Below are 14,997 nucleotides of genomic sequence, written 5' to 3'. Positions count from 1 at the left end.
AGGCGAGCCGTCTCGGCCCGGTCCGGTGAGCAGCCCCTCCCCGGGCCGGCAGCCTCAGGCCCGCGGATGGGCCTGCCGGTACGCCGCCCGCAACCGTTCCACCGACACGTGGGTGTAGAGCTGGGTGCTGGCCAGCGAGGCGTGCCCGAGCAACTCCTGGACCGATCGCAGGTCGGCGCCACCCTCCAACAGGTGGGTGGCCGCCGAGTGGCGCAGTCCGTGCGGGGTGACGCGGGGTACACCCGCGTCGCGGGCAGCCGCGGTGACGATGCGGCGTACCACCGTGGCCTGGAGCCGGCCGCCCTTCGCGCCGAGCAGTAGCGCCTCGCCGGAGTGGGGCGACGCGAGCGCTGGTCGCCCATGAACCAGCCAGTCGTGGAGCGCCGCCCCGGCCGGCACTCCGTACGGCACGGTCCGCTCCCGGCCGCCCTTGCCCAGCACCCGGAGTACCCGCCGGCCCGGGTCGAGGTCGGCGAGGTCGAGCCCGCAGAGTTCGCTCACCCGGACCCCGGTCGCGTACAGCAGCTCCAGGACCAGTCGGTCGCGCAGCCGCAGCGGGCCGTCCGGACCGGTGCCGGTCGGTTCCCGGGTCTGTTCCCCGGCCGGCTGAGCCTGCGAGCCGGTGCCGTCGCCGTGCGGCATCAGCTGCGCGGCCTGCTCGACGCGCAGCACCGCCGGCAGCGTCCGGTGCGGCCGAGGGCTGGCCAGGGCCGCACCGGCATCGGCGCCGGTCAACCCGCTGCGGTGCGCCCAGCCGCTGAAGGCGCGTGCGGCCGCCGCCCGCCGGGCCAGCGTGGCCCGGGCGGCGCCGAACGTCCGTTGCCTGGCCAGCCAGCTACGCAACACCGTGATGTCGAGCCCGGCGGGGGAGTGGACCCCCATCCGGGCTGCGTGATCGAGCAGCGACACGACGTCACCGACGTACGCCCGTACGGTGTGGGCCGAACGGTTGTCGACCAGAGCGAGGTGCCGCGCGAACGCGTCCACGGCGTCGCGCAGGCCGGACGGCAGACCGGCGTGCCGCGCGGCGGTGCCCCGGCTGTCGTCGTCGCTCACTTCCCGACCGTCGGCCCGGCGGCCCGATCGGTCAAGTCGCCACGCCGGCCGACCCCGGTGCCGGACCGTGGCGGCAACCGGTAGCGCCCGTCCGCGCCGGTGAGCAGCCCTCGGGCCTGCAGCGCGGAGACCGAACGCATCGCGGTGCGGATGTCGACGCCGGCCCGGCCGGCCAGCTCGTCCAGGTCGACCGAGCCGCGGCCGGGAACCGCCTCCAGGACCCGCGCCGTCTGGGGATCGAGCGAGTCACGGGGACGCTCGGGCCCGCGCGGTGGCGGTGCGAGGTCGATACCGATCCGGCCGATCTCCTCCTGCACGTGGGCGACCCCGGCGACGAGCCGGGCCTGCGGGTGGTCGCGCAGAATCTCGTGACAGCCGACAGACACGGCGGAGGTGATCGGCCCCGGCACCACCATGGTCGCCCGGCCCAGGGCCAACGCGCGCCGGACCGTCTGGGCGGCCCCGCTGCGGGCACCGGCCTCGACCAGCACGGTCCCGGCCGTCGCGGCGGCGATCAACCGGTTGCGGGTGAGGAACCGGTGCCGCAGCGGCTCGGCGCCGGGCAGCCACTCACTGACCAGCAGCCCGGACTCGACGATCTGGTCGAACATCGCCGTGTTGCCGGTGGGGTACGGCCGGTCGATCCCGCAGGCCAGCACCGCCACCGTGCTGCCGCCAGCGGCGAGCGCACCGCGATGGGCGCAGGCGTCGATGCCGTACGCACCTCCGGAGACGATCGTCCAACCCTGCTCGGCAAGGCCGTGGCCGAACTCCATGCTGACGTGACGTCCGTACTCGCTGGGCGCCCGGGAGCCGACCACGGCGACCGACCGGGCCAGCGCCTCGGCGAGCGGCAACGGCCCACGGATCCACATGGCCAGCGGGGGCGCGCCGCCCCGGGAATCTCCGAAACCGGCACCGCCCGACCCCCCGCCGGGGCGACGGGCCAGCCGGGTCAGGTCCTCAACCTGGCACGGCCAGTCCGGATCGTCCGGCGTCACCAGCCGGGCGCCGACCCGCGCCGCCCGGTCGAGGGCGGCGGCGGCCACCTGCAGCGGATCGGCGGTCGCCAGCCGCGCGGAGCTCGCCGTCCGGGTCGGGTCGTCCGGGCTCCGCCCGGCGCGCAGCCGGGCCAGCGCCTCGACCGGGCCGACCGCCCCGACGAGCCGGTGAACGGCTTCGTTTCCGGGCTCGGCGAGCCAGGTCAACGCGATCCGGGCCAGCCGGCTGCCGGCCGTCTCGGCGCCCGGCATCACAGCTCGCCCGTCCGCAGCTGGATGGCTTCGTCGATGTCGGCCGAGTCCGGCCGGGACCGTCCGTCCAGGTCCGCGATTGACCAGGCGAGTCGCAGAATGCGGTCGAAGCCCCGGGCGGAGATCGCACCGACGTCCAGCCGGCGGCGCAGTGCGGCGGTCTCACCGGCGGGCAGCCGCCACGGCGGGCGTCGCAACGCGGGCCCGGGGACCACCGAGTTGGTCCGCCACCCCTGGTTGGCCCAGCGCTGCCGGGCGGCCTCGCGGGCGGCGGCCACCCGGTCGGCGACCGTCGCGGTCGGTTCCGCCGGCGTCTGGGTCGTCATCAGGTCCACGGCCCGCAGCGCGGTGAGGCTCACCTGCAGGTCGATGCGATCCATCAGCGGACCGGACAGTCGGTTGCGGTAGCGGCGCCGTACCACGGGCGGGCACTCGCAGAGCTGGTCGCCGGCCGGTCGGGCGCACGGGCACGGGTTGGCCGCCAGCACGAGCTGGCACCGGGCGGGGTACTCGGTGACCCCCAGGGCGCGGGTGATCAGCACCCGCCCCTTCTCCAGCGGCTGCCGCAACGAATCCAGCACCCGGCCGTGGAACTCGGGTGCCTCGTCAAGGAACAGGACGCCGTGGTGAGCCAGCGAGACCGCGCCGGGGCGGGCCAGCCCGGAACCGCCGCCGACCAGCGATGCGACGGTCGCCGAGTGGTGCGGGGCCTGGAACGGCGGTCGGCGTAGCAGGGCGCTGCCCGGTGGCAGCACCCCGGCGATCGAGTGCAACGCGGAGACCTCCAGCGCCGCCGCGTCGTCCAACGGCGGCAGCAGGCCGGGGAGCCGTTCCGCCAGCATGGTCTTGCCGGCACCGGGCGGCCCGATCAGCGCCAGGTGGTGGCCGCCGGCTGCGGCGATCTCCAAGGCCCGCTTGCCGAACGCCTGCCCGGCTACGTCCGCGAGGTCCGGGCCGGCCTCGATGGTGCCCGGCTTCGGTGGCGGCGGATCGAGCAGCTCGCCGGCGCCACGGATGAACGCGATCAGCCGGTGCAGCGTGTCGACGGCCTTGACCCGGACTCCCGGCACCACCGCCGCTTCGGCCGCGTTCGCGGCCGGCACCACCACCTGGGTCACCCCGGCCCGGGCTGCGGCCACCACCATCGGCAGCAGCCCGCGCACCGGTCGTACGGTGCCGTCCAGGCCCAACTCGCCGAGCAGCGCCACACCGTCGACCGGGGCGAGCGGCAGCTCTCCGGTGCCGCCGAGCAGCGCGGTGGCCACTGCGAGATCGAACCCCGAACCGACCTTGGGCAGCGTCGCCGGTAGCAGGTTGACGGTGATCCGCCGGTTCGGCCAGTGCTGCCCGGAGTTGACGATCGCGGCGCGTACCCGGTCCCGTGCCTCATGCAGGGTGGTGTCCGGCAACCCCGAGATGATCACTGCCGGGAGCCCAGCGGCGAGGTCGGCCTCCACCTCCACGAGATGTCCGGTGACGCCGACCAGACCGACGCAGAGCACCTTCGCGTAGCTCATCGCCCGGTCTCCACCGGTGGGCCGTCCGTCGTGGAGGGTGGTCGGTCGTCGGTGCGCGGCGGGCGGCGGATGTCGTTTCTCATGGCTCGACGGTCGCTGTCGGCGACCCGGGCGCCGGGCCGGGAAGGGGCGCGCCTGTGGACAAAGGTCCCGCTGTGGACAACGCGGCGACCGGTCGATGCCGGATGCTAGGCAACGGCTGCCAGGCAACGGCTGCCAGCCGACGCCGACCGGTCGGGCGACGGTGGTCAGAAGACCGCCGTCAGGTGCCGGACCTGGGCCGCGCCGGACCGACCGACGGTCACGCAGATCAAATCGAATCGCACCGGCCGCCGGCCATGTCCCGGGTTCGCGGCCAGCCAGCCGGCGGCCAGCCGGCGGATCCGCCGGGCCTTGGCTGTGGTGACCGCTTCCTCCGGCGCGCCGTAGCGGCCACTGCGGCGGGTCTTCACCTCGCAGAACACGATGGTGTCGGCGTGCCGGGCGATGATGTCGATCTCGCCGGCCGTACAGCGCCAGTTGCGTTCGACGACGACGAGCCCGGCGTCGATGAGGTGCCGTACGGCGCAGCGTTCGCCGTAGGCGCCGACGGCCTGCCTGATGTTGGTCATGTCTGGCAAAGTGCCCGGCGGTGACGGCCGATGTCGGGTGCGGTACGCCGTGGTTGTGGACGGCGGGCAGGCTGTGGACGCCGCGACGGCACCGGCCGCCGGCCTGCTAGCGCCGGTCTGACCAGCACCGGTACAAGATCGTCGGGGACGTCCGTGGAGCGGACCCGAGTGGCGGCGGCGGTTGCGGTGACATACGGTCCCTGTCCGTGGACCCGAACCGAAACTATCCGGACGACCCCGATCCCCGGTGGTACTCCGAGCGCACTTACGTCGATCCGTCCTGGCAATCCTCCGACTCGAGCAGCGACCGGCTCGGTGACGACCCGTTCGGCGGCACCAGCCGGTACGCCAGCGGCGACGGTACCGGTGAACTTCGGGCCGCCCGGGCTACCCGGGCGGACACGACGGAAGGGGGCCGACGGCGCGCGGCGCCGGACCCGGCGTCGGCACCGCCGTACGGCGGAGTTCCCGCGTCGGCCCCGCCGTACGGGGCGCCCGCGTCGGCCCCGCCGTTTGCGCCCGCGTCGGCCCCGCCGTTTGCGCCCGCGTCGGCCCCGCCGTTTGCTCCGCCGACGTCGGCACCTCCCGGAACAGCGAGCGGTCCACCGTTCGCGACTGCGGAGCCTCGGCCCGAGTCCGGTCCGGCAATCGATCCCGGCCGGCGGTCCGACTCCGCAAGGCGGTCCGATCCCGGCCGGCGGTCCGACCAGGGGCGGCCGGACGAGTCGGCCAGTTCGGTCGACATCCCCACCGGGCTCATGCCACCGGTCACGCCCCGTCCGGCCGGTGATCCACCACTGATCGGGGAGTACGGCGGCCGGCGGGCACCAGCGGGCAGCGTCGTCAGCGACGGGGTGTACCGCAGTCGACGTCCTGCGCTGGGGATCCTGTTCGCCGTCCTGGTGATGATCTTCGAGGTGCCGGCGTTGCGGCTGTTGCTCGATGGAGCGCTCGCCGATCCGGCCGAGGTCGGCGCGGTGGTCGCCGGTACGGCGCTGATGATCGGTCTGCCCGCGTTCGGTATCGGTCTCTACGCGCTGGCCACCGGGGCGACCAAGGTGGGTTCTCCGGTCGAGGCGTTGCTGCGTCCGCCGACCGCGCATCTGCTGGTCGGCCTGCTGCTGTTCGTGGTGGCCGGACTCGCGGGCTGAACCCTGCGGGCTGGCCGGGTCGCGACCCGGCGCAGGGCGTACACTTGACAACCGGCGACCGCCTCGCGCGGTCGACCTCGCGCGCCCTTCTCCCCGGCGACAGCCGTGGGGGCGACGGTCCCCTGGTCCTGATCACTCAGGCCCACCATGATCGCCGACCGGGCGCCAGGACGCTCGGCCGCCGGCCGGCGTGACAACCAGGGACAAAAGGGAGAAGACACCATGGCCGTGGTGACCATGCGTCAGCTGCTGGAGAGCGGTGTGCACTTCGGGCACCAGACCCGGCGCTGGAACCCGAAGATGAAGCGGTTTATCTTCACCGAGCGTAACGGCATTTACATCATCGACCTGCGCCAGACTCTCGACTACATCGAGAAGGCGTACACCTTCGTCCGTGACACGGTGGCCGACGGCGGCAACATTTTGTTCGTCGGGACCAAGAAGCAGGCACAGGAGGCCATCGCCGAGCAGGCGACCCGGGTCGGTCAGCCGTACGTCAACCACCGCTGGCTCGGCGGCATGCTGACCAACTTCCAGACGGTGTACAAGCGACTGCAGCGGATGAAGGAGCTGGAGGCGCTGGACCTGACCGGCACCGCGCAGGGCTACACCAAGAAGGAAACCCTGCAACTGTCCCGGGAGAAGGACAAGCTCAGCCGTACGCTCGGCGGTCTGCGGGACATGCAGAAGGTGCCGGCGGCGATCTGGGTCGTCGACACCAAGAAGGAGCACATCGCCGTTGACGAGGCCCGCAAGCTGGGCATTCCGGTGATCGCGGTGCTCGACACCAACTGTGACCCGGACGAGGTCGATTTCCCGATCCCGGGCAACGACGACGCGATCCGCTCCGCCGAGCTGCTCACCCGGGTCGTCGCGACCGCCGTGGCGGACGGCCTGATCGCCCGTTCCGGCAAGTCGCGTGGTGCCGAGGAGAAGCCGGAGCCGGGCGCCGTGGCCACCGATGAGCCGCTGCCCGAGTGGGAGCGCGAGCTGCTCGAGGGGCCGGCCAACAAGGAGAACGAGCCCTCGGCCAGCAAGGAAAACGAGCCCGCTGCCGCCGCCGCGGAGTGACGACCACCCAAGCCGTCTGACGAGACTGAAGAGAGAGTCATGTCCAACTTCACCGCCGCGGACGTCAAGAAGCTCCGCGACCTCACCGGCGCCGGCATGATGGACTGCAAGAAGGCGCTGCAGGAGGCCGAGGGCGACTTCGACAAGGCCGTAGAGATCCTGCGGATCAAGGGTGCCAAGGACGTCGGAAAGCGGGCCGGCCGCACCGCCGCGAACGGTCTGGTGGCCCACGCCGGATCGGCGTTGCTGGAGCTCAACTGCGAGACCGACTTCGTCGCGAAGAACACCGACTTCATCGATTTCGCGCAGTTGCTGGTCGAGCACGGAGAGCAGATCAAGGCCACCGACGCTGAGGTGCTGCTCGGCTCCACCCTGCCGGACGGCCGGCCGGTCGCCGACGCGGTCCAGGAGCAGTCCGCCAAGATCGGCGAGAAGCTGGTGCTCAACCGGTTCGCCCGGCTCGACGGCACCGTCACGGTCTATCTGCACCGCAAGGCGCAGGACCTTCCGCCGCAGGTGGGCGTCCTGGTGGCGTACTCCGGCAAGGAGGACGAGGCGGCCGACGCCGACGCCCGCGGCGTGGCGATGCAGATCGCCGCGATGCGGCCGCGCTTCCTCACCCGTGAGGAGGTGCCGGCGGAGACGGTCGAGTCGGAGCGCCGGATCGCCGAGCAGACGGCCCGCGAGGAGGGCAAGCCGGAAGCGGCCATGCCCAAGATCATCGAGGGCCGGGTGAACGCCTTCTTCAAGGACTTCGTCCTGCTGGAGCAGGCCTCGGTGGCGGACAACAAGAAGACGGTCAAGAAGGTGCTGGCTGAGGCCGGCATCGACGTGACTGGTTTCGTCCGGTTCGAGGTCGGCCAGGCCTGAGCTGCGGTCCGGGCCGGTGTCCGGTGCGCCGGCCGGTCAGCGGCCGGCGCAGCCAGGTACCCGGTGAGGATCGAGACGATCGATCGATAGAGGAGGCCGTTGGTGTACGTGACAGGCACCACGGCCTCCTCGTTCCGTAGTCTGGGCACGAGGGTGAGTACGGCGGCGCTGAGGGCAGCTAGCGAAGGGCGGGTCGGATGACGCAGGTAATGAGTGGACACACGCTGGCGGCGGACGACCCGACCGCGCCTCCACCCGGGCGGTCCCGGCGGGTGGTACTGAAACTGTCCGGTGAGGTATTCGGCGGCGGAGCCATCGGCGTCGACCCGGATGTGGTGCAGGACATCGCCCGGCAGATCGCCACTGTCTCCCGGCTCGGGGTCCAGGTTTCGGTGGTGGTCGGCGGCGGCAACTTCTTCCGCGGCGCCGAGCTGCAGAAGCGCGGCATGGACCGGGCCCGGGCCGACTACATGGGCATGCTGGGCACTGTGATGAACTGCCTGGCCCTGCAGGACTTCCTGGAGAAGGAAGGCGTCGAGACCCGGGTGCAGAGCGCCATCACGATGGCCCAGGTCGCGGAGCCGTACATCCCGCTGCGCGCGATCCGGCACCTGGAGAAGGGCCGTGTGGTGATCTTCGGCGCGGGTGCCGGTATGCCGTACTTCTCCACCGACACCGTCTCGGCGCAGCGTGCTCTGGAGATCCACGCCGACGTGGTGCTGATGAGCAAGAACGGCGTGGACGGGGTGTACACCGCCGATCCACGGACCGACCCGACCGCCAGCAAGCTCGACACGGTGACCTTCGCCGAGGCGCTACGGCGCGGACTGCGGGTTGCCGACGCTGCGGCGTTCAGCCTCTGCATGGACAACGACCTGCCGATGTTGGTCTTCGGCGCGCAGGGCGACGACACGATCGTGCGCGCAGTCGCCGGCGAGCGCATCGGTACCTTGATCACGACCTGACCGGCCGGACCGCGCGGCGGATCCGTACCGGCAGGTGCCAGCAGGGACACCGGACCATCAGAAGGAGGCGACGGAACAGGTGATCGAGGAGACTCTGCTCGAAGCAGAGGAGAAGATGGAGCGCGCCGTCGAGCACGCCAAGGAGGAGCTGGGCGCGATCAGGACCGGTCGGGCCACTCCGGCGATGTTCTCCCGCATCGTGCTCGACTACTACGGAACCCCGACGCCGATCACTCAGATGGCATCCGTCGGGGTGCCCGAGCCGCGGATGGCCATCGTCAAGCCGTACGACATGTCGCAGCTCGCCGCGATGGAGAAGGCGATCCGCGACTCGGACCTCGGAGTCAACCCCAACAACGAGGGGACCCAGCTCCGGATCCTGCTGCCGCAGATGACCGAGGACCGCCGGCGAGAGATGATCAAGGTGGCGCGCGGCAAGGGCGAGGACGCCAAGGTCGCCATCCGCAACGTCCGTCGTAAGGCCAAGGAAGAACTCGACCGCATCGTCAAGGACGGCGAGGCCGGCGAGGACGAGGGACGCCGGGCGGAGAAGGAACTGGACGATCTCACTCACCGGTACGTGTCCAGCGTCGACGAACTGGTCAAACACAAGGAAACCGAGCTGCTCGAGGTCTGATGTCCTACCCCGAGACCGCTGGCGGCGATCAACCGGACGCTCGAACAAGGGCGCGGCACCCCGGCGCCGCGCCCGAACCGTCAGCTCCGGAGACCCGTAACGGCCATCCGCTGGCTGAGCGGTCCCAGCCGTACGGCGGCCCGAACGCCGTGCCCGGCCCGGTGTACGGCGGCGCCGCCCACGGCGGTCCCGTCCCCACCGGGCCGTACACCGGTACGGGGGAATTCCCGTACACCGGTTCCCACCTTGGCAACGGCGGTCTGCCCCACGGCGGCGCGCCAGCCGGTAACGGTCACGGCGCCGGGCACTGGTCGACCGGGTACCGGGACGGCGAGCGGGTAGCGCCGTCAACGGACCCGGCTCCGCAGGCGGGGCCGGACAGCTCGGCAGCGCGCCGGCGGGCCGGCGCGCGACGCCGTCGATCCGGCCGGTCTGGTCCGGCTCGGCCGGTGACCGAGCGCTCCGACCCGGATCAGCCGGTGCCGGAGCCGATCGACCCGCGTCGGGCCGGTCAGGATCCGCCCGGCGAGGCCGGGAACGCACCGCCGACCGCCGACCGCCGGCCGTCGGCCGGCCGAAACTTGCCGGCTGCCATCGGCGTCGGCCTCGGGCTGGTCGTCGTGGTGCTCGGTTCGTTGTTCCTATGGCGGCCAGCCTTCCTGGTCGTCCTGCTGGCCGCCGTCAGCCTGGGCACCTGGGAGATGATCCGGGCGGTGCGTACCAGCGGCGCCCGTCCGCCGACGATCCCGTTGCTCGCCGGCGGCGCGCTGATGTCCGTGTTGGCCTGGCGGATCGGCCCGGATGCTCTGGCGCTCGGGTTGCTGGTGACGGTTCTGGCGATGCTGATCTGGCGGCTGGGCGATGGACCGTCCGGGTACCAGCGGGACGCGGCCACGGCCACGCTGATCGCGGTTTACGTCCCGTTTCTAGGTGGTTTCGCCGCGCTGCTGGCCAGTCGGCCGGATGGCGACCTGCAGATCCTGGTCACCCTGGCTGCGGTGATCCTCTCCGATACCGGTGGCTATGCCGCCGGTGTCTTCTACGGCAGGCACCGGATGGCGCCGACGATCAGCCCGAAGAAGTCCTGGGAAGGCTTTGCCGGGTCGGTGGCCGCCGCCGGGATCGGCAGCGCGGTGCTGCTGCTTCTGCTGCTCGACGTCATGCCGCTGTGGGGGGCGTTGTTCGGCGTGGCGGTGTCGGTCGCGGCAGTGCTGGGGGACCTAGGCGAGTCCATGCTCAAGCGGGATCTCGGGGTCAAGGACATGAGCAACCTGCTGCCCGGACACGGCGGGCTGATGGACCGGCTCGACTCGATCCTGTTCGCGTTGCCGGTCTCCTACCTCGTGCTGTCGTTGATCGCGTTGGCCGGCTGAGCGGTCGTTCAGAAGGGGGTGCCGGTCGATGCGCCCACCGTGGCGAGCCGGCCACGGCGGGATCGTGGGAGACTGGTCCTGCCATGAGAAGCCTGCCGCTGACCCCGAGCCGTCCGGCGACCGTCGCGTCCGACGGTCGCCCCGCCCTGCCGCCCCAGCACCTGGCTGATCTCAATCTCGGCGAGCGGCAGACGCTGCTCGCCGGGCTCGGTCAGCCCGCCTACCGGGCGAAGCAGGTTTCCACCCACTACTTCGGCCGGCTGACCCGGGACCCGCAGGCGATGACGGATCTGCCGGCCACCGTCCGGGCAGGGGTCGCCGAACGGCTGCTGCCGACCCTGCTCACTCCGGTGCGCGAAAGCGCGTGTGACAGCGGCGCCACCCGCAAGGCGCTTTGGCGGTTGCACGACGGAGCCCTGGTGGAGAGCGTGTTGATGGGCTACCCGGACCGGGTGACCGTCTGCGTGTCCAGCCAGGCCGGGTGCGGGATGGCCTGTCCGTTCTGTGCCACCGGTCAGGCCGGGCTGACCCGGAACCTGTCTACCGCGGAGATCGTCGATCAGGTCGTCCACCTCGCGGGGGTGGCTGCGGCGGGTGGCATCACCGGTTCACCGCCCCGGCTGTCACACGTCGTCTTCATGGGGATGGGCGAGCCGTTGGCCAACTACGGCCGGGTGATCGCCGCCGTCCGACGGCTCTGCGCGCCACCACCGGAAGGGCTGGGTCTGTCACAGCGGCACCTGACGGTCTCGACCGTCGGACTGGTGCCGGCAATGCGGCGTCTCGCCGGGGAAGACCTATCAGTGACTCTTGCGCTGTCGTTGCATGCGCCCGATGATGATCTGCGCGACAAACTCGTGCCAGTCAACCAACGGTGGAAGGTCGCCGAAGTCCTGGACGCCGCGTGGGAGTACGCGGACCGTACGGGTCGGCGGGTGTCCATCGAGTACGCGATGATCCGGGATGTGAACGACCAGCCATGGCGAGCCGATCTGCTGGGTCGATTGCTGGCTGGTCGCATGGCCCACGTGAATCTCATTCCGCTCAATCCGACTCCGGGCAGTCGTTGGGACGCCAGTCCCAAGCCGGTCGAGCGGGAATTCGTTCGCCGGCTGCGTGCAGCTGGTGTCGCGGTGACCGTTCGCGACACCCGGGGCCGGGAGATCGATGGAGCATGCGGGCAGCTCGCGGCCGCCGAGACGGCGTCATGAGCTACCGGTGTGATCAGCGAGTGAATCAGGAGACGTAGTGGCGAGTCAGGGACAGCGCTTCCGGCGTCGGGCGCTTCGTCGGGGCTACAAGGTCGACGAAGTGGATGCCTTCCTCGACCGTGTAGAGGCCACACTCGCCGGCGAGCCGGTAGGGTCACCGGTTTCCGCGCAGGAAGTGCACGATGTCGTATTCAGAGTCCGGTTCAACGGCTACGACGAATGGCAGGTCGACCTGCACCTGGACCGGGTGGAACGACAGCTCGCCGAGCTGGAGGAGCGTGGCCCGGCCGGTCGTGGCGCGGACACCCGTGCCGGCCGGCCCGACCGGCCGGCCCCGGCCGGGCGCGACGATCGTCCGATGCGTGACGAGCGCCCGGTCCCGTCGGCCGCCGCCGCGCTGCCGCCGCGGCCGGCGCCCGGTCAGCCCGGGCCGGTGCCCGGTCAGCCCGGGCCGGTGCCCGGTCAGCCCGGGCCGGCCCCCGATCCGTACGGCCACTATGCCGACCAGCCGACCGGGAGTTACGGCCGCTACGAGGACCCTCGGGGCGGCTACCCGCCGGGTGCTCCGGCAGGCGGCCCGCCGGTGCCGGCTCCGGGCGGGCCGCACCGCGGATTCGGTCCCGGCCCGGGCGGTCGGTTCGACGGTTTCGAGCAGGGCCGGCACGGTAAGGCCGACATGACGGCCGAGATCTACTTCCCGGATCGGCGGTCCGGCCAGTCCGGCCCGCCGTCGGGCGGCCACCCCGGCATGGGTGGCGCCCCCGGCGGCCACCCGGGGGTGGCAGGCGGCTACCCCGGCATGGGTGGCCCTCCCGGGGGCGGCGGCCACCCGGGCATGACGGGCGGCCACCCGGCGATGCCGGGCGGACCGGCGGGACTGTCCGGTGGCGGCAGCCTGCAGCGGGTGGACCAGATCCGGCGGACCTTCCAGGTCCGCCGGTTCGGCAGCGGCTACGACCCGGCGCAGGTGGATCGGCTGTTCGAGGACATCCTCACCGCGATGGCCGGTCGGGGGCCGATGCCGGTGGACACGGCGGAACTCGACACAGTGCAGTTCGGGCTGGTGACCGGTGGCTACTTCGAAGCCGAGGTCGACGCAGCGCTCAAGGAGGTGCAGGACATCCTGCAGCGCGGCCGGTGACCGTTGATCCGGCCGCCCCGGCCGGATCAACGTCGGCGGTCAGGACCGGCATCACCGACCGGGCCGGACCCCGGTCAGGATCGTAGGCCGTTGCGTCGTAGCACGGCGTCGCCGACGACGATGGCCAGCAGTCCGACGGCCAGGCCGATCAGCCAGATGTCCTCGACGCGGCCCTCATGGTTACCGATCAGCATGGAGAGCAACACCAACGCCGAAACGATGGCGCCGATCCGCCCCAACTTGCGATGGCCCGGCTTGTGCTGGTCGGGTGAGGTCACCGGCTCGGTTCCGGCCACGGCTGGTCCTCCTTCTCGAACCGGCCCCTTCCGATGAACGGAGCCCGGTCACTCGCATGGATCCTGCCCAGTCTGGCATGACGTCGGCGGGCGCGGCATCGGGACCCCGCCGGGGGATCCGTGCCGGTGCCGGGCCACCCGGGCAGGCAGAGCCGGAGCGAGCGGATCCAGACGTCGCCAGTCGGGGCGACCGCCGCCTCCGGTAGCGTTTCCGGCGTACACATCGCTTGTGACCGAGGGGGTCTGTACGGTGCGACTGACGGGTACCGGGCACGCCAGTATGCGGATCGACACGGCTGCGGGCAGCATCCTGTGCGACCCGTGGGTCAACCCGGCCTACTTCGCCTCATGGTTTCCCTTTCCGGACAACTCCCAGCTGGACTGGGAGTCCCTCGGCCAGGTCGACTATCTGTACGTCTCCCACCTGCACCGGGATCACTTCGACGCGGCGCACCTGAAGCGCTTCGTGTCGAAAAGGGCGACCGTGCTGCTGCCCGAGTACCCCACCTCGGAGCTGGAGGACGAGCTGCGCGAACTCGGCTTCACCAGCTTCCTGCGGACGAAGACCAACGAGGTGGTCGAGCTGGACGGCGGCCTCAACGTCATGATCCAGGCGTTGACCAGCCCGACCGACGGCCCGATCGGTGACTCGTCGTTGTGGGTCGAACACGACGGAGTCCGGCTGCTCAACCAGAACGACGCCCGCCCCACCGATCTGTCGGTCTTCGCCGCGCTCGGCCACGTGCACGCCCACCTGCTGCAGTTCTCCGGTGCCATCTGGTACCCGATGGTCTACGAGCTGCCCACCAACGCCAAGACCGCGTTCGGCAAGCAGAAGCGGGAGCGCCAGTTCGACCGCACCTGGCGGTACATCGACGATCTGAAGGCGTCGTACGTCTTTCCGATCGCCGGGCCGCCCTGCTTCCTCGACGACGCACTGTGGCAGTTCAACGACATCCACGGCGACGAGGGCAACATCTTCCCCGACCAGCAGGTCTTCCTGTCCGAGTACGCCAAGGTCGGCGGCAGCAACGGAGTGGTGCTGCTGCCCGGCTCGGTCGCCGAGGTCACCGCCGACGAGTGCCGCACCACCCACCCGCAGCCGGTCGACGAGCTCTTCGCCAACAAGCAGGCCCACCTGGTCGAGATGCGGGAGCGCAAGCGCCCGGTCATCGAGGCTGAGAAGGCTTCCTGGCGGCACCCGGAGATCGACGTACTGGGCGAGATGAAACGTCGTATCGAGCCGTTGCTGGAGGAGTCGGTCTACCTGGCCAAAGGGGTCGGCGGCCCGGTCCGGTTCGACCTGGTCGACTACGACGGCGAGTCGGTCGAGTCGATCGTGGTGGACTTCCCCGGAAAGCAGGTGCGGCCGTACGGCGACGAGAAGGTCCGCTACCGGTTCCGCACCGATCGGGCCCTGGTGGAGCACCTGCTGCACACCGGCGAGGTCGACTGGGTCAACTCGCTCTTCCTGTCCTGCCGGTTCTCCGCCGCGCGGATCGGCCAGTACAACGAGTTCGTCTACGCGTTCTTCAAGTGCCTGTCCACCGAGCGGCTGCAGTACGCCGAGGGCTGGTACGCCGAGCAACGCCCGGACGCCGAGGACGTCAGGATCGGTGACTGGATCGTGCAGCGCCGCTGCCCGCACCTCAAGGCCGACCTGACCCGGTTCGGCATCATCGACGGCGACCAGCTCACCTGCCAGCTGCACGGCTGGCGGTTCGACCTGACCAGCGGACGGTGCCTGACCAGTGTCGGGCACGAGGTCCGAGCCCGGCGGGCCGGCACCCCGGCACCGGTCGAGTCCCAGACCCCAGCCGGCGAGCCGGTGGCGCAGGCCTAGCG

At 71.4% G+C, this 14,997-nt stretch carries 14 protein-coding genes; 9 read left to right on the top strand and 5 right to left on the bottom strand.

What is annotated here, in order from left to right; genetic code table 11:
• Nucleotides 1-54: 54 nt before the first annotated feature.
• From O7543_RS11135 to O7543_RS11120, 4 genes are all read right to left on the bottom strand, one after another.
• Entirely contained in the window at nucleotides 55-1,056 is a 1,002-nt protein-coding gene (locus O7543_RS11135) for a tyrosine recombinase XerC (protein ID WP_281553888.1), read from the bottom strand.
• Nucleotides 1,053-2,309, bottom strand: a complete 1,257-nt coding sequence (dprA, locus tag O7543_RS11130; protein WP_281553889.1) for a DNA-processing protein DprA — start codon at nucleotides 2,307-2,309, stop codon at nucleotides 1,053-1,055. The genes O7543_RS11135 and dprA overlap by 4 nt, the downstream gene beginning before the upstream one ends.
• Nucleotides 2,309-3,826: a YifB family Mg chelatase-like AAA ATPase gene (locus tag O7543_RS11125; protein ID WP_281553890.1), complete on the bottom strand. Its 1,518-nt coding sequence runs from the start codon at nucleotides 3,824-3,826 to the stop codon at nucleotides 2,309-2,311. Before O7543_RS11125 ends, dprA begins: the two co-directional genes overlap by 1 nt.
• 248 nt (nucleotides 3,827-4,074) lie before the next feature.
• Nucleotides 4,075-4,437, bottom strand: coding sequence for a YraN family protein (locus O7543_RS11120; protein ID WP_281553891.1), 363 nt, complete (start codon nucleotides 4,435-4,437; stop codon nucleotides 4,075-4,077).
• Nucleotides 4,438-5,195: 758 nt separating this feature from the next.
• Between O7543_RS11120 and O7543_RS11115 the strand changes: the two genes are divergently transcribed.
• The 8 genes from O7543_RS11115 to O7543_RS11080 all read left to right on the top strand — a co-directional run bounded on the left by O7543_RS11115 (nucleotide 5,196) and on the right by O7543_RS11080 (nucleotide 12,856).
• On the top strand, nucleotides 5,196-5,588 hold the full coding sequence (locus tag O7543_RS11115) for a hypothetical protein (RefSeq protein WP_281553892.1): 393 nt from the start codon (nucleotides 5,196-5,198) through the stop codon (nucleotides 5,586-5,588).
• 222 nt (nucleotides 5,589-5,810) lie between these two features.
• Nucleotides 5,811-6,659: a 30S ribosomal protein S2 gene (rpsB, locus tag O7543_RS11110; RefSeq protein ID WP_281553893.1), complete on the top strand. Its 849-nt coding sequence runs from the start codon at nucleotides 5,811-5,813 to the stop codon at nucleotides 6,657-6,659.
• Nucleotides 6,660-6,698: 39 nt separating this feature from the next.
• On the top strand, nucleotides 6,699-7,529 hold the full coding sequence (tsf, locus tag O7543_RS11105) for a translation elongation factor Ts (RefSeq protein WP_281553894.1): 831 nt from the start codon (nucleotides 6,699-6,701) through the stop codon (nucleotides 7,527-7,529).
• Nucleotides 7,530-7,738: 209 nt separating this feature from the next.
• On the top strand, nucleotides 7,739-8,494 hold the full coding sequence (gene pyrH, locus O7543_RS11100; RefSeq protein ID WP_123600510.1) for a UMP kinase: 756 nt from the start codon (nucleotides 7,739-7,741) through the stop codon (nucleotides 8,492-8,494).
• Nucleotides 8,495-8,573: 79 nt separating this feature from the next.
• Nucleotides 8,574-9,131 carry a ribosome recycling factor gene (frr, locus tag O7543_RS11095; RefSeq protein WP_281553895.1) on the top strand — a complete coding sequence of 186 codons (558 nt, stop codon included), beginning with the start codon at nucleotides 8,574-8,576 and terminating at the stop codon, nucleotides 9,129-9,131.
• Nucleotides 9,131-10,504, top strand: a complete 1,374-nt coding sequence (locus O7543_RS11090) for a phosphatidate cytidylyltransferase (RefSeq protein WP_281553896.1) — start codon at nucleotides 9,131-9,133, stop codon at nucleotides 10,502-10,504. The genes frr and O7543_RS11090 overlap by 1 nt, the downstream gene beginning before the upstream one ends.
• A gap of 83 nt (nucleotides 10,505-10,587) precedes the next feature.
• On the top strand, nucleotides 10,588-11,715 hold the full coding sequence (gene rlmN, locus O7543_RS11085; RefSeq protein WP_281553897.1) for a 23S rRNA (adenine(2503)-C(2))-methyltransferase RlmN: 1,128 nt from the start codon (nucleotides 10,588-10,590) through the stop codon (nucleotides 11,713-11,715).
• A gap of 37 nt (nucleotides 11,716-11,752) precedes the next feature.
• Nucleotides 11,753-12,856: a DivIVA domain-containing protein gene (locus O7543_RS11080; protein ID WP_281553898.1), complete on the top strand. Its 1,104-nt coding sequence runs from the start codon at nucleotides 11,753-11,755 to the stop codon at nucleotides 12,854-12,856.
• Between the two features lie 74 nt (nucleotides 12,857-12,930).
• On the opposite strand, the gene O7543_RS11075 is transcribed toward O7543_RS11080, so the two are convergent.
• Nucleotides 12,931-13,152, bottom strand: coding sequence for a DUF2631 domain-containing protein (locus tag O7543_RS11075; protein WP_281553899.1), 222 nt, complete (start codon nucleotides 13,150-13,152; stop codon nucleotides 12,931-12,933).
• A gap of 250 nt (nucleotides 13,153-13,402) precedes the next feature.
• On the opposite strand from O7543_RS11075, the gene O7543_RS11070 reads away from it, so the two are divergent.
• A complete protein-coding gene (locus O7543_RS11070) occupies nucleotides 13,403-14,995 on the top strand; it encodes a Rieske 2Fe-2S domain-containing protein (protein WP_281553900.1) in 1,593 nt (530 codons plus the stop codon).
• The last annotated feature ends 2 nt before the right edge of the window (nucleotides 14,996-14,997 follow it).

Origin of the sequence: Solwaraspora sp. WMMA2080, assembly GCF_027497395.1 — a bacterium.
Lineage (GTDB): Bacteria > Actinomycetota > Actinomycetes > Mycobacteriales > Micromonosporaceae > Micromonospora_E.
This window is presented reverse-complemented; position numbering and strand designations above follow the sequence as displayed.

Coding starts and splice junctions, on each gene's coding strand:
- dprA (WP_281553889.1), bottom strand. CDS start 2,309: ATGCCGGGCGCCGAGACGGCCGGCAGCCGGCTGGCCCGGATCGCGTTG.
- O7543_RS11125 (WP_281553890.1), bottom strand. CDS start 3,826: ATGAGCTACGCGAAGGTGCTCTGCGTCGGTCTGGTCGGCGTCACCGGA.
- O7543_RS11120 (WP_281553891.1), bottom strand. CDS start 4,437: ATGACCAACATCAGGCAGGCCGTCGGCGCCTACGGCGAACGCTGCGCC.
- O7543_RS11115 (WP_281553892.1), top strand. CDS start 5,196: ATGCCACCGGTCACGCCCCGTCCGGCCGGTGATCCACCACTGATCGGG.
- rpsB (WP_281553893.1), top strand. CDS start 5,811: ATGGCCGTGGTGACCATGCGTCAGCTGCTGGAGAGCGGTGTGCACTTC.
- tsf (WP_281553894.1), top strand. CDS start 6,699: ATGTCCAACTTCACCGCCGCGGACGTCAAGAAGCTCCGCGACCTCACC.
- pyrH (WP_123600510.1), top strand. CDS start 7,739: ATGAGTGGACACACGCTGGCGGCGGACGACCCGACCGCGCCTCCACCC.
- O7543_RS11090 (WP_281553896.1), top strand. CDS start 9,131: ATGTCCTACCCCGAGACCGCTGGCGGCGATCAACCGGACGCTCGAACA.
- rlmN (WP_281553897.1), top strand. CDS start 10,588: ATGAGAAGCCTGCCGCTGACCCCGAGCCGTCCGGCGACCGTCGCGTCC.